Source organism: Hoeflea sp. BAL378, assembly GCF_000759435.1.
Taxonomy (GTDB): domain Bacteria; phylum Pseudomonadota; class Alphaproteobacteria; order Rhizobiales; family Rhizobiaceae; genus Hoeflea.
Window position 1 is genome coordinate 1 of sequence record NZ_JRJG01000021.1, and the last position, 26,119, is coordinate 26,119.

The window sequence follows — 26,119 nt, forward strand, 5'->3', positions numbered from 1 at the left end:
CCCGCCCCGACACCTCGCCCAGAACCTCGTCGAGCCGCTGCGCGATCCGGCCCGCCATGGCGCTGCGCTCATCCGGCGGCGCCTTGGCGCGGGCGGCATAGAGCCGGGTCCGCTCGGCCTTGCGGAACACGGCCACGTCCCTGCGGGTCTGCTCGTCGACCGGCTGGCCGTCGATCAGCAGATGCGCGAAACAGGCCGGGGAGCCACCGGTGTCGTCACCCTCATCGGTCATGGCGCCAGCCTAGCACGGGAGCGCGGTGCCAGGCCGCGCCTGATTGCGACGCGCCGGCCCGCCGGTGCGGCGCATTTCCCATCGCTCTCGCTGCATTTCTGGATTATGCAGCGGGGTGTTGGAAATCATAATCGGAGCTTTCCCCCATGACGATCTGGCCCGACCTTTTTTCGGTTGAAGGCGCCCACGTGCTGGCTGTTCCCCTGTCGATGGAGCACCGCGACGATCTGGCCGAAGCCGCCGCGGACGGCGAGCTGCACCGGCTCTGGTACACGATGGTGCCCAGGCCCGAGAATGTCGGCAGCGAAATCGAACGGCGGCTCGGGCTGCGCAAGGCCGGCTCCATGCTGCCCTTCGCCGTGATCGACAAGGCGAGCGGCCGGGCCGTCGGCATGACCTCCTACATGAACATCGACGCGCCGAACCGGAGAGTCGAAATCGGCTCCACCTGGTACCGCCAATCGGTGCAGAAGACCCCGCTCAACACAGAGTGCAAGCTTCTGCTGCTGCAGCACGCCTTCGAGACGCTCGGCTGCATCTGCGTCGAGTTCCGCACACATTTCATGAACATGCAGAGCCGGCGGGCGATCGAGCGGCTGGGGGCCAAGCTCGACGGCATCCTGCGCTCGAACATGATCATGGCCAACGGCTCGATCCGGGACACCGCCGTCTACTCGGTGATCGCCTCGGAATGGCCCGCGGTGAAGGCCAACCTCACCTGGCAACTGGAGAAGCCGAGAGGCTAGCCCCGCCCTCCAGGGCCAAAAAAACGCCAGCCGGCCTGTAAGCCGGGTTCTGTATGGCCCCGGCCCTTGCGGACCGGAACGTGGCAGCCATTCCTCTGGGATACGCGTTGCCGCGCACCTCAAGCAACCTACCCGGATGATCACCCCGGAAAAAGGGTCGGGCTTGCGCCCGGCGTCATCCCTATTCGGTCTTGCTCCCGGTGGGGTTTACCGTGCCGCTTCCGTTGCCGGTCGCGCGGTGGGCTCTTACCCCACCCTTTCACCCTTACCCCGCCGCCTGATCGCCAGGTGACCTGGCAATCAGAAGGCGGGGCGGTTTGCTTTCTGTGGCACTTTCCCTGGGGTCGCCCCCGCCGGACGTTATCCGGCACCGTTTATCCGTGGAGCCCGGACTTTCCTCCCCCTGCTGTCTTTCGACGCTGCAGGGCGCGGCTGCCCGGCCGACTGGCGCGCCTTCCTTAGACCACATGACCGCTTATGACCAGCCAAACCCGTGCCGCCGCGGCAAGTGTTTTGGCTGCCTGCGCCCGCTGCCGGACCCGCGCCCGCAGCCCATGTGCGCCGCGTTGCTTGGGACAAGCATCTTTTGGGTTAAGACCAGGCAGTTCCACAACTTTAATTAGGTTTTAATTGCTGCCGTGCAACAACCGGTACATTAGGACAGTCTTCATCCTCACACAGGGTCGTCAACGTGCTTAAGAACTTCTTTACCGGTGGAATAGACTCCCCGCAGGCCATCCAGACGGCGCTCGAAGCAATCCGCAAACACCTCAGCATGGAAGTCGCCTATGTCTGCCGGCTGGAGGCCAACACCGTGGTGTTCGAAGCGGTCGACGCCGCCGAGGTGGACACGCCGTTCAAGCCCGGCGGCTCCATGTCCCAGGACGATATCTATTGCGGCCATATTCTCCATGGCCGCCTGCCGCAACTGATGACCGACACCGCCTATTGCGAGCTGGCGATGTCCATTCCCTTCACCCGCACCACGCCGGTCGGCGCCCATATCGGCGTGCCGATCACCTCGGCGTCGGGCGAGATCCTCGGCATGTTCTGTTGCCTGAGTCCCCGCCCCCAGCCCTCGCTCAACCAGCGCGACCTCGAGGTCATGCAGGTCTTCGCCGATCTGGTCGGCTCGCAGATCATCACCGAGATCAAGAACGACCGGCAGCTCGCAAGCAACCGCGCGCTGATCAAGGCCGTGCTCGATGAGGAATCCTTCCGCTGCGTGTTTCAGCCGATCGTCCGGCTTTCGAGCGGACGGGCGAGCGGTTTCGAGACCCTGTGCCGGTTTTCCTCCGAGCCCTACCGGTCGCCCGACAAATGGTTCGCCGACGCCCATGCCGCGGGCCTCGGCCAGCAACTCGAGCTGGCGGTGATCAAATCGGCGCTCGGCGCCTTGGACCGTCTGCCGACGGACGCCTATCTGTCGGTCAACGCCTCGCCCTCCACCATCATCGAGGGCGGCATCGAGGCCCTGATCGACAGCAAGATCGGCGCGCGCCTCGTGCTCGAAGTCACCGAGCATGACGCCGTGTCCAGTTACGAGACGCTGAGCAAGGCATTGGCGCCGCTGCGCAAACTGGGTGTTAGGCTTGCCATCGACGACGCCGGCGCCGGCTACGCCAGCCTCAGCCACATCCTCTCGCTGGCCCCCGACGCGATCAAGCTCGACATGTCGCTGACCCGCGACATCGATTCCGACGCGGCGCGGCGCGCCCTCACCTCGGCGCTGCTGTTCTTCTCGCACGAGACCCACTGCGTCATCATCGCCGAAGGCATCGAGACCAAGGCCGAACTCGAGACCCTGCGCCTGCTCGGCGTGCCCTATGGCCAGGGCTATTTGCTGGGCAAGCCGGGCGAGCTTTCGGATGTGCTCGAAATGGCGCCAGGCCTGGCCCGTAGCGCGGGCTGAGGGGCGGATGACGGCACGCGCGGCCTCCCGGACCGGCGGCTCCGGCCCCGGTTGAATTGCGTTTGACAAACAAGGTCGCGTCCAATATCCAGCCGGCGGGGTGAAGGCCCCCGCCGCTCGCTGGCTTGTCCATGGTGAAGTCCTTCCCACACTCTTTCATCCACCGATTTCAGTTGAATGCGGTCCGATGGCAATGCGAGCGCCCGTCCCTATCCGCATCCGACCACTGAAAGAGGTTTGTGATGACAGGATTGTCGACACCCCAAGCCAATGTCTATCTGAGCGGGTCCCTGCCCCGCCTGTTCGCCAGGACCGCCGCTCCGATCATCGTCGTGATGGGCGTCAACGGGCTTTTCACCGTGGTGGATGCCTATTTCCTGGGAGCCTATGTCGGCGCTGAAGCGCTGACGGCGGTCACCCTGATGTTTCCGCTCTACATGCTGCTGGTGGCGCTTTCGACCCTGGTGTCGAACGGGTTCGCCAGCGTGTTCGCCCGTTTGCTCGGCGGCGGCGATCACCATCGCGCGCGCACCGCCCTCGCCCAGGCCGCCCAACTGGCGCTGGTGGTCTGCGCCGGCCTGATTGCCCTGTTCCTGGCCTTCGGGCACAGGCTCAGCCTGATGGCGGCCGACGGAGACGTGGGCCTGGCAAGCCTCGGCTACACCTATATCTCCATCCTCGTCCTGTGCTCGCCGCTGGTCTTCCTGCTGGCCATCAACATTGCCGCATTGCGCAGCGAAGGACGGTTGGGCGCGATGGCGGCGATCACGCTGATGTCGGCCTTGCTCAACATCGGGTTCGACTATCTCTTCATCGTCAGGTTCGGGGCGGGCGTGGCCGGCTCCGCCTGGGGCACGGTCTTGGCGCAATCCTGCGCCATGGCCGCGGTCGTTTGCTACCGGCGATCCGCCGGCCGGACCAGCCGCACGCAACGGGGGCCGCTCTGGGCGGGCACGAACCTCTGGAAGGACCTGCTTGCTCTGGGCGCCCCATCCAGCCTCGGCTATGTCGGCCTCTCGCTGTCGGCGGGAGTGACGCTCTTCTGCCTGCAGCTCTGGGCTGCGGACAGCTACGCGGCGACAGCGGCGGCCTTCGGCATCATCACCCGCCTGATGACATTCTCCTTCCTGCCGCTTCTCGGTCTGAGCATGGCCTTTCAAACCATCGCCGCCAACAATTACGGCGCGAGGCTGGCGGCGAGAACCGACCGCGCCATCGTCCTCGCGGTCATCGTCGCCTTCGCCTACTGCGCCGCAGTGGAACTGGTCTTCCTGCTCGCCCGGTCTGGCATCGGCTTCATCTTCGTGGATGACGCGCGGATCTCCGCCGAGATCGCACGGATCCTGCCCTACACGGTCGCGACCATGGCGATCTTCGGTCCGCTGATGATGATCGGCACCTATTTCCAGTCGATCGGGGACGCTCCCCGGGCGGCTGTGCTGGGGCTTGCGCGGACCTATCTCTTCGCCCTGCCGCTCACCTTCGCGCTGCCCTGGTGGTTCGGCGAGCCGGGCATCTGGTACGCGGGAATGCTGGCGGAAGTCCTGGTGCTGATCCTCACCATGGCCGTCCTCGCCCGTCGCAGGGCAGTGGCGGGAAACAGATGGGGCCTGTTCGAAAGCCGTGGATGAACCGGTCGGCGACACCGGTGCGGCGGCGCGGACAACGCCGCCGCCCGGGGCTTCTGATCGAGGACACGGCATCGGCGAATCCGCTCCATTCCCCGCCAGGGCCGGGCGCCCTCAGGATCGCGCCGGCCGGAATGGCTCCTTGCCGGGCGGATTCACGGAATATTTCGTTGTTTGCGGTACAACCGGCCCTACAGCGACTTTAGGGCCGAGAGATCATGTTGTTTCAGACCTTGTCTTCGGAAAGTTTCCGGACTGCCGCCAGGTTCGGCAGGGACCGCGCCGGCAATTTCAGCATCATCATCGCGCTTCTGATTCCGCTGCTGCTGGTGGTGGCCGGCGGCGTCGTCGACATCGTCCACGCCATGGGCCAGAAGGTCCGCTTCCAGGATGAGCTCGACGCCGCCATCCTGGCCGCCGTGCACGAGACCGACGCCGACAGGCAGCTCGAAACGGCGACCTCGCATATTCGCGAAATCTCGGATTCCGACCTCTCCGCGCTGGAAATGCAGGAAGCCGGCATGTCGCTGGTGCTGGTGTCGAATGGCGACGGCAGCCTGACCGGGACGCTGCGCATGCCGCATCCGACCGCGTTCCTCAAGATCATCCATCTCGACACCATCCCGATCAGCGTCTCGGCGACGGCCATCAAGGCCGGAGGCAGCGACAGCGCCGGCGCCGGCTGCATCTACGCGCTCGGCAATGTGAGCCAGGCTGTGCTGATCAATTCCGGCGCCAGGCTCGACGCCAAAGAGTGCGAGGTCAACGTCCATTCCACCGCAGCACCCGCCTTCATCATGAATGCAGGGGCCGTGATCGACACCGCCAAATTCTGCGTCAAGGGCGCCAATTACATCCAGAACGGCGGCACGTTGAGCAACCTCAAGGTCGGCTGCAGCGTGGCGGACGACCCCTATGCCGGCAAGATCGCCGAGCCGGCGGTGCCGTCGACCTGCGCCACCCAGGGCGCGCTCAGCGGCGCGAGCTTCACGCTCAATCCCGGGGTGCACTGCGACACCACCTTCAACGGCAGCCCGACGGTGACCTTCAAGCCGGGGCTGCACATCATCAAGGGCCGGATGATCCTGAATTCCGGCTCGACCGTCTTGGCCGAGGGCGTGACCTTCTATTATCCGGACGTGGGCAGCGAGATCCGCGCCAATGGCGGCCTCACCTTCACCGCCTCGGCGCCGACGACGGGGCCCTACGCCGGGGTGCTGATGTTCGAAAAGACATCCGACGCCGCCAACAACGCCAACAAGCAGCAATATGTCTTCAACGGCTCGCTGGGCGAAAGCCTGACCGGCATCATCCACCTGCCCAACCGCAACGCCACCTACAACTCGACCACCAACCAGGCGAGCAGGATCTCGCTGGTGGTCAACACGATCATCATGAATTCGGCCAACTGGAAGCTTTCGCCCTATGACGGTCCCCGACCGGGGGGCAGCGGTGGCGCGGGCGCCGGCGCCCGCCTGGTCAACTGACCCCGGCCCCCACCCGATGCTGCGGGCGAGGCCTGGGGTGCAAGACCTTACTTCATCAATGCGGAGACCTTGCCGCAGTAGCGCTTGGAGACCGGGTTCATGCGCTTGGCCGCGTGGCCGGCATTGTATTTCAGGATCGTGCCGCAGGTCGACCCGCCGCCGAGCTTGTGCGCCATGGCAAGATATTTCATGCCGTATTTGATGTTGGTGTCGGGATCGTAGAGGCCCTTGGCCGATCCGCGGTAGCCCATCATCCGCGCCGTCGTCGGCTTGATCTGCATGAGCCCGATTTCGCCGGCCGCGCCGCGCGCATTGGCGCGGTAGTTGCTCTCCACCGAAATCACCGCATGGGCGAGCGATTCAGGTACGCCGTGCGTCTTGGCGTAGCTCGAGATCAGTTTGCCGTAGGGACGTGTGGTGTAACCGAGGCTCAGGCTGGAGGACTTGATGTCGCCGCTGGAGATGGAGCCGGTGGTTTCGTTCGAGGTTCCGGTGGTTTCGCAGCCCGAAAGCGCAAGTGAAAGCAAGGCCGCCGCGGCAGCCGTGAAAATTGGACGCATAATTGTATTTTACTCCGGTTGCGCCTTGCGACCCGGTCATCGATGGAACCGGGCGTCCCCTGGCGCGTTGCATTTCCGCATGGACCCGGAGAAGCCGTCCGCCCTCGTCTGGTCCGTGCGTTGGAGCGGTCTCAATCAGGGCACAGCCCGGCGCTTTTGTGACCCGGCAACAAAAAAATGACGCATCGCAATAAACTTGCGTGTCAGCCTGTAACATTCGGGCAGATTGCGCTTGCCTTTACTGCGGATTTCGGCCAGCAGCCGCGGCACGCGACTCAGGCGACCGCGGTCAGGTCCGTGAGCAGCCTGTGCAGCGTGCCGATGGTCGAGGCGTCGGCCACTCCATCCACCCGCGCGGGGCGGAAATGGCGCTGGAAGGCGCGGATCGCCGCCGCCGTCTCCGCGTCATAGGCCCCGTCGGCGCGCACGCCATATCCATAGAGCGCCAGCATGGTCTGCAGCGCCTCGACCGGCTGGCCGGCGTCACCTTCCTGGAAGAACCGCCCGCCGCCGACGGGCAGCGGCTCGACCCAGTGGCCGATGCCGGCGGCATGGAGACGATCCCAGGGAAAGATCTCGCCGGGGTCCTGCTTGCGCATCGGCGCGATGTCGGAATGCGCCAGCACCCGTTCGGCGGGGATGGCGTGACGGTCGATGATGTCGCGGCAGAGCCGGATCACCGCCTCGATCTGCGCATCGGGAAACGGCGGCGATTCCGCGGCATGGCCGGGATTGGCGATCTCGATGCCGATCGAGGCCGAATTGAGATCGGTCTCGCCCTTCCAGTGGCTCTGGCCCGCATGCCAGGCGCGCCGGTTCTCCGGAACCAACTGGAGGATCCGGCCCTCCTCGTCGACGAAATAATGCGACGAGACCTGGCTTTCCTCCGCGCACAGCCATTCGAGCGCGGCCTCGGCGCTTGGCATGCCGGTGTAGTGCAGGATCAGCATGTCGGGCTTGCGGCCATCCCTGCGCTCGCCGTGATTGGGCGAAGGGCGCACGGCGGCGGACGCGAAATCAGGCGTGAACCCGGTCATGCCGCGACGCGGGCTTTCTCGATCACGGCATAGGCATCGTTGAGCGCCGCCATCCGGTCATTGGCGATGGTGAGGAATTCCTCGGGCACGCCGCGGGCGCGCAGCCTGTCGGGATGGCTGTCGGCGGCCAGCGCGCGGTAGCGCTTCTTCACCTCGTCGAAGGGCGTGGTGTCGGGCAGGCCCAGCACCGCATAGGGATCGATGCCGTCGGGATGGACGTGCCGCGCCAGGATACGTTGGAAATTCGGCTCGTCGATCCGGAAGATTTCGGCTACATGGGCGATGAAATCGAGCTCCTTCTCATGCACGATGCCGTCGGCCTTGGCGATGTGGAACAGCCCGTCGAGCACGTCCTCGAGCATGGCGCAATTGGCGTGGCCGGAGCCGCACATGTCCGCCACCCGCTGGGCATAGATGTCGTAGCCCGCCACGTCCTGCTTGGCGAGATTGTAGAGCCGGGCGACATTCTTCGCCTCGTCCGCGGGAACCGTGAAGATTTCCTGGAAGGCGCGCACCTCTTCGGGCGCGACGATGCCGTCGGCCTTGGCCATTTTCGCCGACAGCGCGATCACCGCCACCGAAAACGCCACCCTGCGCCGGGTCTCGGGATCGCCCGCGAACACCGTGAGCACGGCTTCCACGACCCCCGAAAAGGCGGTCTGGGCAGTCTCACCGATGTAATCGAACAGGCGGCTGAACAGGGACATATCCTGTGTTTACCCGATCCGGCTGCAGAAATCGAGTATGGCGCGGCGCACAATCAGGTGAACGATCCATCACGCTGAGCGATCGCCGCCATCGCCGGAATTCACTGGACCGCGGCCGTGTCCGGCCGCTATGGCGGTCACATGTCCAAAGCACAAGACCCGACTGCGACGATTCATCCTACTGGCCGCCCCGTCCGCCCCGCCCATCCGCTCGCGGGCCTGGCGATCGGCTTCGTCGGCGTGGTCATCTTCGGCGCCACCCTGCCCGCGACCCACATCGCGCTCGAGGGCTTCTCGCCCGCCTTCATCACCTTCGGCCGCGCCGCGATCGCGGCCCTGGTGGCGGGCGCCACGCTCCTCATCATGCGAAAGCGGTTTCCGCGCCAGCACGCGGCGTCGCTGTTCACCGCCGGCGTGCTGCTGATCTACGGCTTTCCGGGCTTTTCCAGCGTCGCCATGCAGACCGTGCCCGCCTCCCATGGCGGCGTCGTGCTCGGCGTGCTGCCACTGATGACCGCCACCTTCGCGGCGTTGTTTGGCGGCGAGCGTCCCGGCCTCGCCTTCTGGGCCTGGAGCGTCGCCGGGGCGGCGCTGGTGATGATCTTCTCGCTGTCGGGCGCCGACATCGAACCGGGCATCGGCGATCTGTGGCTTGCCTGCGCGGCGCTGTCGGCGTCCTGCGGCTATGTCATCTCCGGCAAGCTCGCCCGCACCCGGCCCGGCTGGGAAGTGATAAGCTGGGCGCTGGTCATCACCGCGCCGCTGTCGCTCGCCGGCACCGCCTATAGCTGGGAGAGCGGCGTAAGCGACCCCGGCGCGGCGGCGTTCACGGCGCTCGCCTATCTTTCGCTCGGCTCGATGTTCGCGGGCTTCATCTTCTGGAACTGGGGCCTGGCCATCGGCGGCATCGCCCGCGTCGGCCAGGTGCAGCTCCTGCAGAGCTTCGTCACCCTCGGCGTCTCGGCCCTGCTGCTCGGCGAGACAATCACCCCGGTGATGCTGGGCTTCGCCATCGCCGTGGGCGTCGTCGTCTGGTGCGGCCGCAAGGCCAAGGTGGGCTGAGGCCCTTCGGGGCCGGTCCGCGCCGCGGCACCTGGCCTTATGCCGCAAGGGAAGCGATGTAGCTCTCCAGCGACACGCTTCCGCGGATCGGATCCTCCGCCGTGTCCGTCTTGCCGTCGATCACCCGGCGGGTCATGCAGGCATAGGACGCCGCCGCCTGGTCCGAGAACCCCATCTCCCGGAAACTGCTCTCCAGGGCCTCGCGGGCGACCTCCTCCACCGTGACGTCCCGGTCCATCGCGCGGGCGAAGGCGGCGGCGACATCGTTCGCCGTGTAGCGATCCGGTCCTTCGATGTGCCGGATGCCCACGTCCCCTGGTCCCGACATCAGACGCAGCGCACCCGCCTCTCCCAGGTCGGCCGGCGCGACCATGGCAATGGCGAGGTCGGCGGGAAAGAAGCTTGGCAGCACGCCGCTCTCCCGGATCATCTCCGTCATTCCGGCCCAGTTGCTCATGTAATAGCCGCCCCGGTTGATCGCCGCGGGGATGGCCTGTCGCAGGAGGGCTTGCTCGAAGGCGTGCAGGACGGTGAGATCGCCGCAGCGCGACCCGGCGAAGGCGCCGTAGGTCGATTGCGCGACGACCTTCTCAAGGCCGGATCCCTCAAGCGCTGACAGGATGGCGGCCACGTTGCCGCGCTCCTCCGCGTCGGTGTCGCCCGTCGGGTCCGCCGGCGGGTTGAGCAGGAAGGCGCGCCTGCCGGACCGGAAGATGCCGCGCAGGCCGTCGGCGTCGCGAATATCGGCAACCGCGATCGCCGCGCCTGCCTTGCGCAAGGGCTCGCCGTGGCGGTCATCGCGCGTGACCACCGTCACCGCCTCTCCGTGGTCCAGAAGGGCGCGGGCGACCGCCGATCCGACCCGCCCGGTTCCGCCAAGTATCACATACATCACGTTCTCCTGTCCGATTGGGACACCGGATCTATCATCACGGGGTGACAACAGGTGTCAGCGATACGGCGTCACCGGCGGTCATGGACATTCGGTGAAAGTTTCCGTTCGGCTGTGTGCGCGAAGGCGCACGCCATGCCCGAAGCAACCTGCCCCCTGCTTTGCCTCTCAGCCGGCAGAACGCGCGGTCAATAGCTCGCCGCCGCCCGGGAGGCCTGGTCGTACTGGCCCGACATCACCCGCATCAGGCCGGCGATCTCGCTGATCCGCGCCTCGTCGAGACCCAGCGAGGCGACCGACTCGATCAGCAGCTTCTCGCGCAGGGCCCGGTAGCGCAGGCAGAGATCGGCGCCCTCCCTGGTGATCCGCGCGGTCTTCTCCTTGCCGCGCCGTCCCGGCGCCACCAGCCCCATCGCCTCGAGCTTCTTGAGCGCATAGGCCACCACATGGGTGTCCTCGATGTTGAACATCATGCACAGTTCCGACTGGCTCTTGTCGCGCTCGCGGTGATTGACCGCATGCAGGATCTGCACCTCGATCGACGACAGGCCCTCGCCGCCGGCCGCCGCCGTGCAGCGCGTGATCCAGCGCTGGAAGGCGTTGCTCAGGATCACCAGCGCGAACTCCATTTCCGACAGCGCCGGCAGGCCGCCATCGGCCAGGTGCGAGGCGGAAACGATCGGGCCGATGCCTTTCGGTGAAGGGGAATCCTGCCTTGCCATCTTTTTCACTCACATTTTATCGACAAAATATTGACGTTATGCTGACAATGCGCATTATACGCGGACGAGAGCCGCTGTCCATGGCAAGATCCGGGGCGGTGCGAACCAGCAGGAGACATCATCATGACGGGCGTATGGGATTTCTGGATCGACCGCGGCGGCACTTTCACCGATGTGGTCGGCCGCGCGCCCGACGGCGCGCTTCACCAGCGCAAGCTGCTTTCGGAAAACCCCGAGGCCTATCCCGACGCCGCCATCCAGGGCATCCGCGACCTGCTCGGCCTGTCGGCCAACGACGCCATTCCGGCGAGCCGCATCGGCCACGTCAAGATGGGCACCACGGTCGCCACCAACGCGCTGCTCGAGCGCAAGGGCGACCGCACCGCCCTGGTCATCACCAAGGGCTTCCGCGACGCGCTCCGCATCGCCTACCAGGCGCGCCCCGACATCTTCGCCAAGGAAATCATCCTGACCGAGCAGCTCTACGAGCGCGTCATCGAGGTGGATGAGCGCGTCATGGCCGACGGCAAGGCCGTGCGCGGCCCCGATCTCGCGGCACTCGAGCCGGAACTCGCCAAGGCCCGCGCCGACGGCATCGATTCCGTCGCCGTCGTGCTGATGCATGCCTGGCAGAACCCGATACACGAGATCATCGTCGAGGGCGCCTGCGAGCGCGCGGGCTTCGCCCAGATCTCGGTGAGCCACCAGGTCTCGCCGCTGGCCAAGCTGGTCGGCCGCGGCGACACCACGGTGGTCGACGCCTATCTCTCGCCGATCCTCAAGCGCTATGTCGATCGGGTGGCAAGCGTGCTCGGCGCCACGCCGTCGGGCGAGCCCGGCCCGACGCTGCAGTTCATGATGTCCTCGGGCGGGCTCACCGCCGCCGACATGTTCCGCGGCAAGGACGCCATCCTCTCCGGCCCCGCCGGCGGCGTGGTCGGCATGGTCGAGACCGCGGCGCTCGCCGGCTTCACCAAGGTCATCGGCTTCGACATGGGCGGCACCTCCACCGATGTCGCCCATTATGACGGCGACTACGAGCGCGCCTTCGACACCGAGGTCGCCGGCGTCCGCATCCGCGCGCCGATGATGCGCATCCACACGGTCGCCGCCGGCGGCGGCTCGATCCTGCATGCCAATGAAGGCCGCTTCCGCGCTGGCCCGGATTCGGCCGGCGCCAATCCCGGCCCCGCCTGCTATCGCCGCGGCGGACCGCTGACGGTGACCGACGCCAATGTGATGTTGGGCAAGCTGCAGCCCGACTTCTTCCCGGCCATCTTCGGCCCCGGCCAGGACCAGCCGCTCGACCGCGAGACGGTGGCGAAGGCCTTCGAGGATCTGGCGCGCGACCAGCCCGGCAAGACCGCCGAGGAGATCGCCGAGGGCTTCGTCACCATCGCGGTCGAAAACATGGCCAACGCCATCAAGAAGATCTCGGTGCAGCGCGGCTACGACGTCACCCGCTATCTCTTGAACTGCTTCGGCGGCGCCGGCGGCCAGCACGCCTGCCTGGTGGCCGATGCGCTGGGCATGGAATCGATCCTGATCCACCCCTTCTCCGGCCTGCTCTCGGCCTATGGCATTGGCCTCGCCAGCGTCTTTGCCAGCCGCCAGCAGGCGCTGATCAAGCCCTTGGCCGAAGACAGCCGCACCGAGGTGAAGATGCTCATCGACCAGCTCTGCAAGGGCGTGTTCGAGGAGCTCGCGGCCCAGGGCGTGCCCGACAGCGCGATAAGCTGGCGGCCGCTTCTGCAGTTGCGCTACGACGGCACCGACACCACGATCCCCGTCGCCTTCTCCGACCATGATTTCGCGGCCGCCCGCGCCGAATTCGAGACCGCCCACAAGGCCCAGTTCGGCTTCATCTATGACAACAAGACCATCATCATCGAGGCGATCTCGGTGGAAGGCCTCGACGACCGTCAGGACCACCGCATCGAGCCCGAACAAGCGCTCGTCGAGGGCGAGGCCGAGGGCGGCGAGACCCGGAAGATCTATTCGGGCGGCGCCTGGCGCGAGGCGCGGATCATCCGCCGCGAGAGCCTCAAGCCCGGCAACCGGATCGCCGGCCCCGCGCTGGTGATCGAGCCCAACCAGACCATCGTCATCGAGCCGGGCTGGGAAGCCCGCATCAACGCCCGCGACCATGTCGTGCTGACGCGCTATGAGAAGCTCGACCGGGCGCTCGCCATCGGCGCCGACCAGGCGGACCCGATCATGCTCGAGGTGTTCAACAACCTGTTCATGTCGATCGCCGAGCAGATGGGGGTGACGCTGCAGAACACCGCCTACTCGGTCAACATCAAGGAGCGGCTCGACTTCTCCTGCGCCGTCTTCGACCGCACCGGGGCGCTGGTCGCCAACGCGCCGCACATGCCGGTGCATCTGGGCTCGATGGACCGCTCGGTCGAAACCATCATCCGCTTGAACGAAGGCGACATCCACCCCGGCGACGTCTTTGCGCTCAACGCGCCCTACAATGGCGGCACGCACCTGCCCGACATCACCGTGGTCACCCCGGTCTTCTCCGACGACGGGTCGGAGATCCTGTTCTGGTCGGCCTCGCGCGGCCACCACGCCGATGTAGGCGGCACCGCGCCGGGCTCGATGACGCCGCTTGCGACGACCGTCGACGAGGAAGGCGTGCTGATCGACAATTTCCGCATCGTCGAGCGCGGCCGCTTCCGCGAGACCGAGCTGTTCGAGCTTTTGACCGACCATCCCTACCCGGTCCGCAACGTCGTCCAGAACGTGGCCGACCTGAAGGCGCAGATCGCCGCCAATGAGAAGGGCGTGGCGGATCTGCGCAAGATGGTGGCCGATTTCGGGCTCGAGGTGGTCGAGGCCTATATGGGCCATGTCCAGGACAACGCTGCCGAAAGCGTCGCCCGGGTGATCTCCACCCTGTCCGATTGCGCCTACGAATACCCGACCGACACCGGCCAGGTGATCAAGGTGAAGATCTCGGTCGACCGCGAGCGCCGCGAGGCCACCGTCGATTTCACCGGCACTTCGGACGCCATCGCCAACAATTTCAACGCGCCCGAGCCGGTGGCCCGCGCCGCCGTGCTCTACTGCTTCCGGGTGATGGTGGAAAAGCCGATCCCGATGAACGCCGGCTGCCTGAGGCCGATCAGGATCATCATCCCCGAAGGCTCGATGCTCAAGCCCGCCTATCCGCGCGCGGTCGTGGCCGGCAATGTCGAGACCTCGCAGCATGTGACCAACGCCATCTTCGGCGCGCTGGGCGCGCTCGCCAACAGCCAGGGCACGATGAACAATCTCACCTTCGGCAACGCCAGGTACCAGTACTACGAGACCATCTGCTCGGGCTCGCCGGCGGGCTACGAGAATTCGGGCCGCGGCTTCAACGGCACCTCGGGCGTGCACACCCACATGACCAATTCGCGCCTCACCGACCCGGAAATCCTGGAAATGCGCTTTCCCGTCCAGCTCGAGGATTTCCATATCCGCGAAGGCTCGGGCGGCAAGGGCCGGTTCAAGGCCGGCGACGGCACCAGGCGCACCATCCGCTTCCTCGAGCGCATGGATCTCGCCATCCTGTCCTCGCACCGCAACCGCCCGCCGCTCGGCATCGATGGCGGCGGCGAGGGCCAGGTCGGCATGACCCAGGTCCGGCGCCGCGACGGAACCATCGAAACGCTGAAAGCCTGCGACCAGACGATCCTGGAGGCAGGCGACGCGGTGATCCTGACCACGCCGACCGCGGGCGGCGCCGGCAGGGCCTGACGCTTCAGGAGACGTTCGCCAGCGCCGCCCGCAATTGGGCGGCGGTGTCCGCCATGTCCGCAGGCGGCGGCGTCGGGATGGGGCGGTACGTCACCGTCTCCTCGACGATGTAGCGCCGCGAGGTCACGTCGTCGCCCTCGACCATCGGCACGAGATGGGCGTGCGCATGCGCCACGTCTCCGCCGGTGAACATGAAGGCGACGCGCGGCACGCCGTAGATCTGTTTCTGCACGCGGGCGATCCTCTGGCCAAGCGCCATGATCCTAGCCGCCAGCGGCTCCGGCAGGTCCTCGAACCAGGGATAGTGGGCGCGGGCGATGATCTGAACGTGGCCGGGCCGGATCGGCCCGATGTCGAGGAAGGCGAGGATCTCGTCCTCCTCATGGATGACATGCGCCGCAATCTCTCCGCGGCCGATCCGGCAGAAGATGCAGGGATGGGCCGAGGCGTGAGGGTCGCGTTCCATGGGTCGTCTTTCCGAGTGAGCGTGGGGCTGCGAAACTTACAATCGAGCCGGAGGATGTAAAGCACGATGAGGCCGCGGCGGCGCGCCGGTTGCCTAAGGCGGCATCGGCGCGTCCCCGGCGGTCCTGAAGCGGACCCATTCTGCACGATCAGGATCGCGGCGATCCTCGCCTCAGCAGGCCTCGCGAAAACCGGTGTCGACCGGGCTGTTGTGGTTGTCGGGACTGAGCCGCGCCTGGCCGTCCATCGAGGTGAAGAACTGCTGCGCCTGTTCGGGGCAGAGCGGCGCGCCGGTGAAGCACCCCTGCACTTCCGCCGGCTCGGCCGCGCAGGCCATCTTGAGATCGTCTTCGCTGTCGACGCCGGTGAGCGTCACCGGCGTTCCCACCGTGGCCGCGAGTTGCAGGAACAGGTTGAGCATCTGCGCTGCCCGCTTTTCGCCGGCAAGGGCCTTGATCCGGCCGAGATCGAGCCGCACCCGGTCCACCGGATAGGGCCGCGCCATCGACAGGCCGGCGACGCTGGCGGCGAGTTCGCTGACCGCGATCTGGACGCCCCCTGCCCGCAGGGCCTCGAGATTGGCCAGCGCCACGGGGCACTCGCCGATGGCGGTATTGGGCCTTATGTCGAGCACGAGCCGGTGGGGCGCGATCCGCGCCGTGTCGAGCGCCATCAGCACCAGGGTCGAAAAACACGGATCCTGGAACTGGAGCGCCGACACCGGCAGCGTGATCTCGGCGTTTTCATCCCAGCTCGACGCGTCGGCGAGCGCCCGCCGCAGCATCCATTTGCCCAGGAGCACGATCAGGCCGCTGCCTTCGGCCATCGGCATGAACACGTCATGGGCGACATTGCCGTGATCGGGATGGTTCCAGCGCAGCCTTGCCTTGAAGCCGGACGGCATCAGCGTCGCGGCCCTGACCACCGGCAGGTAATCCACCGCGAAGGCGCCGCTGGTGATGCCGTCGCGCATGGTCGCTTCGAGCTGGCGGCGCAGCCGGTAGTGCGTGTCCATGTCCTCGGAAAAGAAGCAGTGGCTGGCGCCGGGCGTCGACTTGGCGTGGTAAAGCGCCAGGTCGGCGCGCTTGAGCAGGTCCGACAGGGGAACGCCATCGTCCTCCGACACCGCGATGCCGATGCTGCCCGACGTGTCGATCGCGCCGCCGCCATGGCTCACCGGGCGAAACACCTGGGAGATGAGCTCGTCGCAGAATTCCACCCTCTCGTCCCGGGAACACGCTCCCTTCCAGACCACGACGAACTCGTCGCCGCCGAGCCGGTAGACCTGGCGGTCCGGGCCGCACTGCTGCTTGAGGCGCTCGGCCAGCGCCCTGAGCACCGCGTCGCCTGCGGCATGGCCCATGGTGTCGTTGATGAATTTGAACCGGTCGAGATCGAACAGGAACAGCGTGAGCGGCAGTGCGCCGCCGCTTCGGCCGGCCTGCAAGCGCTCCACGTCCTCGCTCAGGGCGCGGCGGTTGCGCAAACCGGTGAGCGCGTCGTGATAGGCGGCCTTCCTGAGCTGCTTGGTCTTGTCCTTCTCGCTCTTGAACAGCCGGGCCAGCCGGTGGTGGCGGCGCGCGTGCCCGGCGAGGAGGCCGAAGAAGGCGATCGGCGCCGCGATGGCGCCCAGGCCGAGACCGGCCATTTCCAATCCGCCGGCCGTGCCAGCAAGAATGTCTCCGGCGTAGACAGCCAGAGGTGCGATAGTCGCGAGTGCCAAACCAGCGATTGCATATCGCCTGAGTCCGTTTGGCAGATAAGAATTCAGCATCATGCTAAATACTCCTGTTCCGTAGCCATCATGCGCCGACAGGTTTTAACAAAATGTCACCCGCAATTTTTCATGGTAAACATATGATTTATTATGTTTTTCAAAATTTAAGCTTTTGCCGATATACAACCGGGAAACCATCTCCGATCCAGACACCCGCGCCGGATTCACGCTGCCCACGATCTCGTGTAAATCCCTGATCACACACACTGATTTGAAAAAGCAGAGACCATGCCCCACCGCCCCTCAGGTCCCGCAGCCCCAGCGACCTTCCTCGGATGCGACGCGCCCGTGCGCGCCAAGCCGAGGTTCGGCGCAAGACGGACGCTGGCCGCATTGGTCGCTGCCGCGACCCTCGGCCTGGCCGGCTGCAGCTCCACCAGCCTCGAAGCCGATCTCCAGCCGATCGGCAGCCCCAAGAATTCGCCCGCGGCGAACAAGCCGGAGGTGGTCAAGCTCGAGGCGCCCGGCCCCGGGCGCTACGGCGACCGCAAGCCTGTGGAATTCGGCAAGCACCACCCCGACCGCTATCCGGTCCACGGCATCGACATTTCCAAATGGCAGGGCGAGATCGACTGGAGCGAGGTCCGCAAGGCCGGCGTCTCCTTCGTCTTCATCAAGGCCACCGAAGGCGGCGACCACAGCGACAGCCGGTTCGACAGCTACTGGCGCGGCGCCCGCGCCGCGGGCATCCCGCACGCGCCCTATCACTTCTATTATTTCTGCCGTCCGGCGCGCGAACAGGCGGAATGGTTCATCGCCAATGTGGCGCGCTCCGCGGTGCAGATGCCCCCGGTGCTCGATGTCGAGTGGAACCATGCCTCGCGCACCTGCACCTCGCGCCCCGACCCCGAGACCGTGCGCGCGGAAATGAAGCTCTGGATGGACATCGTCGGCAAGCACTACGGCAAGCGCCCGATCATCTACACGCCGGTCGATTTCCACCGCGAGAACCTCGACGGCCACTTCAAGGGCTATCAGTTCTGGCTCCGCTCGGTCGCCGCCCACCCGCAGGACATCTATCCCGAGCACCCCTGGACCTTCTGGCAATATACCGGCACCGGCATGATGCCCGGCATCAAGGGCGACACCGACATCAACGCCTTCGCCGGCAACAGGAAGCAATGGAAGGAATGGCTGCAGAAATACGGGCGGTAGGGTGTGGGACGCAATCGCTGCCGCATCGCCGATGAACGTGCCCGGCGGGTGAGCGCGGTCGTCCCCTAGATCTACCACGATCGGCCTCGCAGCGCGGGCGGAAGACCGCAAGGGGCAGAACGCCTTGTGGTATCGCGGAAATCACCTCATCATCGCCACAAATATGCGGTGGGTTCCCCGCACCAAGAGGAGTTGACGCCACCATGACATCGAAATTTCCCCTAGCCCTTGTCCTCGCAAGCCTTGCCGCCTCCCCGGCGCTGGCCCAGGCGCCCGCCTGCGGCGGCAATTTCGCGCAATTTCTCGAGGGCGTCAAAGCCGAGGCGATCGCCAGCGGCGTGAGCCCGGATGTGGCGCAGGCAGCGTTGCGCACCGTCTCGGTCGACAACAAAGTGCTGTCGCGCGACCGGGCCCAGGGCGTGTTCCGGCAGACCTTCCTCGAATTCTCGCGCCGCTCGGTCAGCGCCAACCGCATGCAGGTCGGCGCCCAGAAAATGAAGCAGTTCGGCGAGGTCTTCGCCCGCGCCGAGGCCGAATACGGCGTGCCCGCCGCCGTCATCACCGCCTTCTGGGGACTGGAGACCGATTTCGGCGCGGTGCAGGGCGATTTCAACACCATGAATGCGCTGGCGACGCTCGCCCATGACTGCCGCCGGCCGGAACTGTTCCGGCCGCAGCTGCTCGCCGCGATCGAGATGGTCGGCCACGGCGATCTCGATCCCACCGGCACCACCGGCGCCTGGGCCGGCGAAGTCGGCCAGGTGCAGATGCTGCCGCGCGACATCATCGACCATGGCGTCGACGGCGACGGCGACGGCCATGTCAATCTGAAGACCTCCTCGCCCGACGCGATCCTGACCGCCGCCAAGCACATCAACGGCCTTGGTTGGCGCGCGGGTGAACCGTGGCTCGCGGAAGTCTCCCTTCCCGAAGGAAATTTTCCCTTTGAAAAGTCCGGCCTGGGCCAGGGCATGACGCTCAGTGACTGGACCGCCCTGGGCGTGAGCTTCCCCAATGGCGCGCCGACCACGCAGAACCTGCCCGCCGACCTTCTGTTCCCGCAGGGCCGAAACGGCCCGGCCTTCCTGGCCTTTCCGAATTTTTCGATCTATCTCGAATGGAACCAGAGTTTCATCTACACCGTCTCCGCCGCCTATTTCGCCACGCGGCTGGCCGGCGCCAAGCCCTATGATGCGGGCAATCCCGGCGACGGTCTCGGCGACGTGGCGATGAAGCAGTTGCAGCAGAAGCTGGTCGCGCTCGGCCACGATGTCGGCGACATCGACGGCATCCTGGGCGGCGGCACTAGGGCCGCGGTGCGCGCCGAGCAGCTCCGCCTCGGGCTCCCCGCCGACGGCTGGCCGGACCAGGACCTGCTCAACCGGCTGTGACCGGTCAGCGCCTGTCCGGAGCGGAGGACGCGTCGGTGTCGGTGGTGTCCGGCGCGTCCGGGCCGGGCTTCTCCCGGACCCCCGCGGCCGGCCCCCCGCCCTCCTCCTCGCCGGGATGGGGAAAGGAGCCGGCGGCCGCCCCGGCCTTGGCGGCCGAGCGACGGGCGCGGCGCTGGTAGAGCGCGAAGCGGAGCGCCCGGTAGCGCGCCCGCACCGCCCACATCACGTTCTCCACCCCGTCCAGCTCGTCCTCATAGGCCTGGCTCAGCGCCTGCTTGTAGGAATCGAGCCCCTCGTTGGCGAGCTCCTCGACGCGCTCCATGGCGTTGAACCAGATCGGCGAGACCAGGAGCGAGATCGCGGTGACCGCGATCGCCAGGCGGTAGATGTCGGCGCCGAGCGCGCCCGAGGCGAAGCCGGCGGCGGCGAGCACGAAGGAGAATTCGCCGATCTGCGCCATCGACAGGCCGGCGAGCAGCGCGGTCTTGGGGTCCGATCCGGTGATGCGGAGCAGGAAGATGTTGAGCGCGGTCTTCATCCCCACCACCAGGAGTGCCGCGGCCAGCACCAGCCACAGATTGCCCAGGATGAAGTCGAGATCGATCAGAAGCCCGATCGAGAGGAAGAACACCACCAGCAGGATGCTCTGGATCGGCTCGATCACCGGAATGACGCGGCTGCGAAGCGTCGAATTGCCGACCACGATACCCGCCAGGAACGCGCCGTAGACCGGCGACAGGCCGGCGAGACCCGACAGCGCGGCGGCCGAGAAGCACAGCGCCAGCGATCCGATCGCCAGCAGGTCGACATTGTCCTCGATCGCTTCCGCGAAAGGCAGCTTGAGCTTGGGATTGCGGCCGAACCACCACAACAGCCCCGCGAGCAGCATCACCGCCACCACCACCTTGAAGGCCACGTCGCCGTAATCGATGCTGTCGCCGCCGAGGCTCGAGACCATGATCAGCATCGGCACCACGGCGATGTCCTGGGCGATCAGCACGCCGACGGCGACCCGGCCCGGCGCATGCCGGAGCTCGCCCATCTCGTCGAGCATCTTCATCGCCACCACCGTGCTCGACAGCGCGATGATGAAGCCCAGGATCAGCGTCTCCGACGGGCTCGCGCCGAGCACGAAGGCGAGCGCCGCCGCCAGCGCCATGGCGACGACGAGCTGCCCGCTCGCCACCAGCACCGCCTGCTTGAGGCTCAGCACGAAGGCCTTGATCGACAGTTCCATGCCGATGAAGAACAGAAGCACCACCACGCCGAGCTCGGCCAGCAGCGAGACATTGTCGGAATTCGAGATCACGCCCATGCCGGTCGGCCCGAGCGCCAGGCCCGCCAGGATGAAGCCCACCAGCGGCGGCTGTCTCAGCCGCATGAAGCCGAGCCCCATCAGCGCCGCGATCGCCACCGCGATGGCGATCGCCACCAGCGCCCCGCCGTGATGGCCGCCATGGGCGGCCTGCTCGACCACCTGCGCCACCGCCTGTCCGACGACGCCGCCCACCGTGTCGACCGCGCCCGAGATCTGCTCTTCCATCCGTCACTCCTTCGCCGTCAAGCCTAGAGTATCCTGCCGGCGGGCGGAACCGCCTGATTGCAGATCGGACGCTCCGGCCTCGATAGGCGGGAGGGGGATGGATGTGGAGCACGCGGCCATGGCTTGCGGCCCAAGCGCAAGGGAGAGGGAAAGCGGGGGCGCGGGCGGCGCGCCGCTCAGAGCTTGTCGAAGTCGTCCTTGTCGACCGGCATCAGCATCACCGCGGTCGCCAGCACCGCGAAGCCGAAGGTGGTGCCGAACGAGACCATCAGAATGAACACGCCCGCGACACGGCTCGATGAGCTCCAGATCAGGTCGCCGAAGCCGTTGATGTTGGAATAGACCACGCCTGCGGCCACCAGCCAGCCGATCAGGACGCCGAAGGCAGTGTTGACAAGCACGAAACGGATCAGTTTGGGCATCGCATGTACTCCCGGGTAGCCTACCGGCCGCCTTTGAGCGGTACAATACCGCAGATCGGCGCCCGCAACCGCGTGACAGATGCGCGCGGCCGGGCCTGGGTCTGTCCGCGCCTAGGCCGGCGCGAACACGTTCAGGGACCCGTCGGTCTCGAGGATCACCGACAGGTCGGAGACTTCCGCCTTGCCCTGCGCATGCAGCGCCGCGGCGATCTCGGCCCGGGTCACGCGCTCGTCGCGCATCGCCCGGTCCTGGTAGATCCCGCGATGCACCAGGAGCCGCGGATTGCTCTTGATCAGCGTCTGGAACCGGTCGGAGCGCACCGACAGCCAGGTGATTCCATACTGCAGGCCGATCAGCATCGCCAGCGCCAGCAGACCCTCGGCCAGCGGCACCGATCCGGTGACGATGACCGACGCCAGCATCGATCCGAGCGCGATGGTGACGATGAAGTCGAACGCGTTGAACTTGCTCAGGGTGCGCTTGCCGGAGATCCTGAGCATCAGGATCACCGCCGGATAGGCGAGAAGCCCGGTGGCGAGGATGCGGCCGAGGCCTGACCAGGTATCGAAAAAGATCGGGGGTTCCACGGGGCGCCTTCCACTCGGGTTCAATCTTGAGGGCCGGCATCGCGAGACGGGCGTTCCCCTTCGCACTGCCGGCAGAGATCAAACCCCGGGGCGGGCCTTTAGTTCCCGATGATGTTCCGCCACGCCAGGCGGAGAGATCGCCTCAATTGGCCATCGTCTCGAGACTCGCGAACCCGTCAGGCGCGCCCTCGTCGCCGAAGGGCGTCGTCACCTCGACGAAATCGTCGGGATAGAAGCCGTTGAACCGTGTCCTCAGCGACAGCGAATAGGCGCCGATATGGCCGATCTCGATCCAGTCGCCGGTATCGACGGTCTCGGGCAGCCAGAACGGCCTGGACAATATGTCGACCGAATCGCAGGTCGCACCGCAGACCCGGAACGGCACCACGTTCTCGGCGTCGCCCTTGCGGATGCGCCGCGCCGGATCGGGAATGAAGCGCGCCGGCAGCGTGATCTTGCCGGTCCAGCTGTCCGACAGCGAGGCCCAGATGCCGTCATTGATGTGGAGACGGCGGCCTTTGCGGAGCAGCACCCGGACGACCAGCGAGAACGCCCGCGCCACCACCACGCGGCCGGGCTCGGCCACCAGCGGCATGTCGTCGAAGGCCCATTCGGTGATGTTGGAGCGCAGGTCCGCCATCAGCTCCTCGAGCGGCGGCATGGGCTTGGACTTGCGGTTCGGATCGTGGCCGTAGACCGCGGGGAAGCCGCCGCCGACATCGAGCCCGACCAGCGTCACGCCGGCGCGGTTGCGCACCCAGTCGGCGGATTTGAGCGCGAGCTCGTAGGATTCCGCCTCCTCGACCTGGCTGCCGACATGGAAGCAGAGCCCCACCTTGAAGCCGATCCGGTCGAGCCGCTGCACCAGTTCCACCGCGTGGCCCGGTGCTGCGCCGAATTTCTTCGACAGCTCGTACATCGCGTGGCCCTTGGTCTGCAGCCGCACGAAGATGGTGATCGAGGCCGGGTCGAGGTCGAGCGCGCGCACGATCCGCAGCACCTTGGCGATCTCGTCCTCGTGGTCGAGCGACATCACCCTTATCCCGTATTTCTCGAGCGCGAGCCGGATGTCCGACTGGGCCTTGACGGGATGCATGTAGAGCATCTCCGCGGTCTTGGAGGCGGCGCGGACGGCGGCGAATTCCCCGGGCGAGGCCACGTCGAAGATCTTCACCCCCGCCTCGACCAGCGTCTTGAGCACCATCGGCTCGCCATTGGTCTTGACCGCATAGGCGGTGTCGCCCGGAAACAGCTTCATGAAGTTGACCGCGTCCTGCTTGAGCACGTCCGGCCGGAAGCAATAGAGCGGATGGTCGGGCCTCAGCGTGAGGGCGGCTTCGGTTCCCGTGGCGAATCGTTGCATCGATGATCTCCCTCGTGGCTCATGGCCTTACATCATTGAACTGTGTCGCAATCAACGCCGGGCGGCGACAGAGGTTGCCCGCGACCGGTCAGGAACGGGGAACGGGCGGCCTCCGGCGCGCCCGGTCCGTCCCTGGCGGCCGCCGTTCCAGCAGCCAAATCGATCGGTCCCATCACTATTTTGATCGTGACAGACCCGGGCGCCGGGGCTTAGCTGCACAACCTCCTTCCCTCACGCGCACCAGGCCGCACCATGCCCGACCTCGCCCATCTGACCGGTTTTGCCCTGGTGGCGCTCGCCATGGTGCTGACCCCGGGCCCGAACATGATCTATGTGATCTCGCGCTCGATCACCCAGGGGCCCGCGGCGGGCCTGGTCTCGGTCGCGGGCGTGGCCGTGGGCTTCCTCGTCTACATGTTCTCGGCCGCCGTCGGCATCACCGCGCTCATTTTCGCCGTGCCGCTCGCCTATGACGCGCTGCGCTTCGCCGGCGCCGCCTATCTGCTCTGGCTCGCCTGGCAGGCGCTCAGGCCCGGCGGAACCTCGCCCTTCGCGGTCAGGATCCTGCCGCATGACCCGGTGCGCAAGCTGTTCCTGATGGGATTCCTGACCAACCTGCTCAATCCCAAGGTCGCCATGCTCTACCTGTCGCTGCTGCCGCAGTTCATCGATCCCTCGCGGGGCTCGGTGCTCGCCCAGTCGCTGGCGCTCGGCGCGGTGCAGATTGCCGTGAGCGTCAGCTTCAATTCGCTGATTGCGCTGTGCGCCGGAGCGATCTCGCGCTTCCTCGCCGCCCATCCGCTGTGGTCCAGGCTGCAGCGCTGGCTGATGGGCACGGTGCTCGCCGGCCTCGCCGTCAACATGGCCGTCGAAGCCCGCCGCTGAGGCATCGCGCGCCTCGCTTCCCAAACCGGCTGCCCGGGCCGGTGACCGGCAGAGGAGCGGGATGCGTTTTCGGGTGGCGCCGCGACGGACGGCGTGGCAAGCACCCTGCAGCAACCAGTCAAGAGACCTCATGCCATGCCCCAGTCCCCGCTGCCCCGCGCCCTCGCTCCGTCGATGTCCGCCTCGACCTGGGGGCTGCTCATCCTGCTCGGCCTGATTTGGGGCGGATCCTTCTTCTTTGCCCGGGTGGCCGTGCAGCATGTGCCGCCGATGACGCTGGTCCTGTTCCGCGTGAGCCTCGCCGCGCTCGCCCTGCACCTCGCCTTCGGCCGCCAGCCGGATTTCTACCGGACGCTTCTGAGCCGCTGGCCCGAGCTCCTGGTGCTGGGCCTGATCAACAACGCCATCCCTTTCACCCTCATCTTCCTGGGCCAGACCGAGATCGGGGCGGGGCTCGCCTCCATCCTCAACGCCACCACGCCGCTGTGGACGGTCATCATCGCCCAGATCCTGACCACCGACGAGAAGATCTCCGCCGCCAAGCTGATCGGCTGCGTGCTCGGGCTCGCGGGCATGGTGCTGCTCATCGGCCCGGCGGCGCTCGGCATCGCCGAAACGCCGCTCTGGGCCAAGCTCGCGGTGGTCGGCGCGGCGGTCTCCTATGGCTTCGCCGCCGCCTTCGGCAAGCGCTTCAAGGGCGTGTCGCCGCGCGTCACCGCCACCGGGCAGCTCACCGCCTCGAGCCTGATCATGCTTCCCTTCGCGCTGGTCGTCGACCGGCCCTGGACGCTCCCGGTGCCGCCGATGGAGGTGATCGCCGCGATCCTGGCGCTGGCGCTGCTCTCCACCGCCTTCGCCTATGTGCTCTATTTCCGCATCCTCAGCGTCGCCGGCGCCACCTCGGCCTCGCTGGTCACCCTGCTGGTGCCGCCCTCGGCGATCCTGCTCGGCATCCTGTTTCTCGGCGAAACGCTCTCGCTCACCGAGATGCTGGGCCTGGGCCTCATCGCGCTGGGGCTCTTGTCACTGGACAACAGGCTCGCCATAAAACGGAAGTGAGCGGCTCCGCCGAGTCGCCTGGGGAGAGCCGCGGATGGCCGAGAATCGCATGATGAGCCTGGCCGCCCTGATCAAGGCGCGCGACGCGGGCAAGGCGGGTCCGGAGCTGATGGTGGCGCTGAGCCGCGACGCCATCGCCCGCAAGGATGCGTCGATCAAGGCCTTCGCCCATGTCGCCGCCGAACCGGCGATCAGCACGCAGGGCCCGCTCGCGGGCGTGGCGCTCGGCGTCAAGGACATCTTCGACACGTTCGACCAGCCCACTTGCTACGGCTCGCCCGCCTATGAGGGCTACCGGCCGCGCGTCGATGCGGCCATCGTCTCGCTTGCCCGCAGGCTGGGCGCCACCATCATCGGCAAGACCGTCACCACGGAATTCGCCTTTCTCGATCCCGCCGCCACCGTCAATCCGCACAATCCCGCCCATACGCCCGGCGGCTCGTCGTCGGGCTCCGCTGCGGCGGTGGCCGCCGGCATGATCCCCGCCGCCACCGGCACCCAGACCGGCGGATCGGTGATCCGCCCCGCGTCCTATTGCGGCATCGCCGGCTACAAGCCGAGCTACCGGATGCTGCCCGCCACCGGCATGAAGCACTTCGCGCCCTCGCTCGACACCGTCGGCCTGTTCGCCGCGGGCGTCGCCGACGTGGCGCTGCTGGCGGCGCTGCTGACCGGCCGCGATCTCGTCGCCCGGCCGGACGACGATCCCGTCGATCCGTCGAAGATCCGCGTCGGT

Annotated in this window: 22 protein-coding genes, 1 other RNA gene and 1 pseudogene; 11 read left to right on the forward strand and 13 right to left on the reverse strand. The window is 66.7% G+C overall.

What is annotated here, in order from left to right; genetic code table 11:
- Positions 1-232, reverse strand: a pseudogene (locus LL06_RS28050) (5-formyltetrahydrofolate cyclo-ligase); the annotation flags it as partial.
- Between the two features lie 146 nt (positions 233-378).
- Between LL06_RS28050 and LL06_RS06480 the strand changes: the two are divergent.
- Complete coding sequence (locus tag LL06_RS06480; protein WP_035523911.1) at positions 379-978, forward strand: GNAT family protein; 600 nt, start codon at positions 379-381, stop codon at positions 976-978.
- A 22-nt stretch (positions 979-1,000) separates the two neighbouring features.
- Here the strand turns inward: LL06_RS06480 and rnpB are convergent.
- An RNA gene (gene rnpB, locus LL06_RS26310) (RNase P RNA component class A) lies at positions 1,001-1,426 on the reverse strand.
- A 243-nt stretch (positions 1,427-1,669) separates the two neighbouring features.
- Here rnpB and LL06_RS06485 point away from each other — a divergent pair.
- The 3 genes from LL06_RS06485 to LL06_RS06495 all read left to right on the forward strand — a co-directional run bounded on the left by LL06_RS06485 (position 1,670) and on the right by LL06_RS06495 (position 6,005).
- Positions 1,670-2,890 (forward strand): EAL domain-containing protein, encoded by a 1,221-nt coding sequence (locus LL06_RS06485; protein WP_244447059.1) that lies wholly within the window; start codon positions 1,670-1,672, stop codon positions 2,888-2,890.
- 242 nt (positions 2,891-3,132) lie between these two features.
- On the forward strand, positions 3,133-4,521 hold the full coding sequence (locus LL06_RS06490) for an MATE family efflux transporter (RefSeq protein WP_035523913.1): 1,389 nt from the start codon (positions 3,133-3,135) through the stop codon (positions 4,519-4,521).
- A 215-nt stretch (positions 4,522-4,736) separates the two neighbouring features.
- The gene (locus LL06_RS06495; RefSeq protein ID WP_081963705.1) at positions 4,737-6,005 is read left to right on the forward strand and encodes a pilus assembly protein TadG-related protein; all 1,269 of its coding nucleotides are present in this window, start codon (positions 4,737-4,739) and stop codon (positions 6,003-6,005) included.
- Positions 6,006-6,052: 47 nt separating this feature from the next.
- Here LL06_RS06495 and LL06_RS06500 read toward each other — a convergent pair whose 3' ends face one another.
- The 3 genes from LL06_RS06500 to LL06_RS06510 form a co-directional block, all read right to left on the reverse strand.
- Positions 6,053-6,565 (reverse strand): lytic transglycosylase domain-containing protein, encoded by a 513-nt coding sequence (locus LL06_RS06500; RefSeq protein ID WP_035523915.1) that lies wholly within the window; start codon positions 6,563-6,565, stop codon positions 6,053-6,055.
- 275 nt (positions 6,566-6,840) lie between these two features.
- On the reverse strand, positions 6,841-7,602 hold the full coding sequence (locus tag LL06_RS06505) for an N-acetylmuramoyl-L-alanine amidase (RefSeq protein WP_035523918.1): 762 nt from the start codon (positions 7,600-7,602) through the stop codon (positions 6,841-6,843).
- Positions 7,599-8,309, reverse strand: a complete 711-nt coding sequence (locus LL06_RS06510; RefSeq protein ID WP_035523921.1) for a DnaJ family molecular chaperone — start codon at positions 8,307-8,309, stop codon at positions 7,599-7,601. Before LL06_RS06510 ends, LL06_RS06505 begins: the two co-directional genes overlap by 4 nt.
- A 141-nt stretch (positions 8,310-8,450) precedes the next feature.
- On the opposite strand from LL06_RS06510, the gene LL06_RS06515 reads away from it, so the two are divergent.
- Positions 8,451-9,371: a DMT family transporter gene (locus LL06_RS06515; RefSeq protein WP_081963721.1), complete on the forward strand. Its 921-nt coding sequence runs from the start codon at positions 8,451-8,453 to the stop codon at positions 9,369-9,371.
- Positions 9,372-9,408: 37 nt separating this feature from the next.
- Here LL06_RS06515 and LL06_RS06520 read toward each other — a convergent pair whose 3' ends face one another.
- Positions 9,409-10,263, reverse strand: a complete 855-nt coding sequence (locus tag LL06_RS06520) for an NAD(P)H-binding protein (RefSeq protein WP_035523923.1) — start codon at positions 10,261-10,263, stop codon at positions 9,409-9,411.
- Positions 10,264-10,451: 188 nt separating this feature from the next.
- A complete protein-coding gene (locus LL06_RS06525) occupies positions 10,452-10,985 on the reverse strand; it encodes a winged helix DNA-binding protein (RefSeq protein WP_035523926.1) in 534 nt (177 codons plus the stop codon).
- Between the two features lie 123 nt (positions 10,986-11,108).
- Here LL06_RS06525 and LL06_RS06530 point away from each other — a divergent pair, with 123 nt between their 5' ends.
- Positions 11,109-14,735, forward strand: a complete 3,627-nt coding sequence (locus LL06_RS06530) for a hydantoinase B/oxoprolinase family protein (protein WP_035523929.1) — start codon at positions 11,109-11,111, stop codon at positions 14,733-14,735.
- Positions 14,736-14,739: 4 nt separating this feature from the next.
- Here LL06_RS06530 and LL06_RS06535 read toward each other — a convergent pair whose 3' ends face one another.
- Positions 14,740-15,201, reverse strand: a complete 462-nt coding sequence (locus LL06_RS06535) for an HIT family protein (protein WP_035523931.1) — start codon at positions 15,199-15,201, stop codon at positions 14,740-14,742.
- Between the two features lie 171 nt (positions 15,202-15,372).
- Complete coding sequence (locus LL06_RS06540; protein ID WP_035523934.1) at positions 15,373-16,848, reverse strand: EAL domain-containing protein; 1,476 nt, start codon at positions 16,846-16,848, stop codon at positions 15,373-15,375.
- Between the two features lie 573 nt (positions 16,849-17,421).
- Between LL06_RS06540 and LL06_RS06545 the strand changes: the two genes are divergently transcribed.
- Both LL06_RS06545 and LL06_RS06550 read left to right on the forward strand, forming a co-directional pair.
- Positions 17,422-18,132, forward strand: coding sequence for a glycoside hydrolase family 25 protein (locus LL06_RS06545; RefSeq protein WP_244447060.1), 711 nt, complete (start codon positions 17,422-17,424; stop codon positions 18,130-18,132).
- A 203-nt stretch (positions 18,133-18,335) separates the two neighbouring features.
- Positions 18,336-19,523: a lytic murein transglycosylase gene (locus tag LL06_RS06550; protein ID WP_035523940.1), complete on the forward strand. Its 1,188-nt coding sequence runs from the start codon at positions 18,336-18,338 to the stop codon at positions 19,521-19,523.
- Positions 19,524-19,527: 4 nt separating this feature from the next.
- Here LL06_RS06550 and LL06_RS06555 read toward each other — a convergent pair whose 3' ends face one another.
- The 4 genes from LL06_RS06555 to LL06_RS06570 form a co-directional block, all read right to left on the reverse strand.
- Positions 19,528-21,066, reverse strand: a complete 1,539-nt coding sequence (locus tag LL06_RS06555; protein WP_081963720.1) for a cation:proton antiporter — start codon at positions 21,064-21,066, stop codon at positions 19,528-19,530.
- A 176-nt stretch (positions 21,067-21,242) separates the two neighbouring features.
- The gene (locus tag LL06_RS06560; protein ID WP_035523943.1) at positions 21,243-21,488 is read right to left on the reverse strand and encodes a hypothetical protein; all 246 of its coding nucleotides are present in this window, start codon (positions 21,486-21,488) and stop codon (positions 21,243-21,245) included.
- 111 nt (positions 21,489-21,599) lie between these two features.
- Positions 21,600-22,076 (reverse strand): YetF domain-containing protein, encoded by a 477-nt coding sequence (locus LL06_RS06565; RefSeq protein ID WP_152599514.1) that lies wholly within the window; start codon positions 22,074-22,076, stop codon positions 21,600-21,602.
- Positions 22,077-22,218: 142 nt separating this feature from the next.
- Positions 22,219-23,439, reverse strand: coding sequence for an alanine racemase (locus tag LL06_RS06570; RefSeq protein ID WP_035523945.1), 1,221 nt, complete (start codon positions 23,437-23,439; stop codon positions 22,219-22,221).
- 252 nt (positions 23,440-23,691) lie between these two features.
- Here LL06_RS06570 and LL06_RS06575 point away from each other — a divergent pair, with 252 nt between their 5' ends.
- The 3 genes from LL06_RS06575 to LL06_RS06585 form a co-directional block, all read left to right on the forward strand.
- Positions 23,692-24,324, forward strand: a complete 633-nt coding sequence (locus LL06_RS06575) for a LysE family translocator (protein WP_035523947.1) — start codon at positions 23,692-23,694, stop codon at positions 24,322-24,324.
- A gap of 135 nt (positions 24,325-24,459) precedes the next feature.
- Positions 24,460-25,383, forward strand: coding sequence for a DMT family transporter (locus LL06_RS06580; RefSeq protein WP_152599515.1), 924 nt, complete (start codon positions 24,460-24,462; stop codon positions 25,381-25,383).
- A gap of 34 nt (positions 25,384-25,417) precedes the next feature.
- Positions 25,418-26,119, forward strand: a 702-nt coding sequence (locus tag LL06_RS06585; RefSeq protein ID WP_161784941.1) for an amidase, incomplete at its 3' end; no start/stop codon positions are given.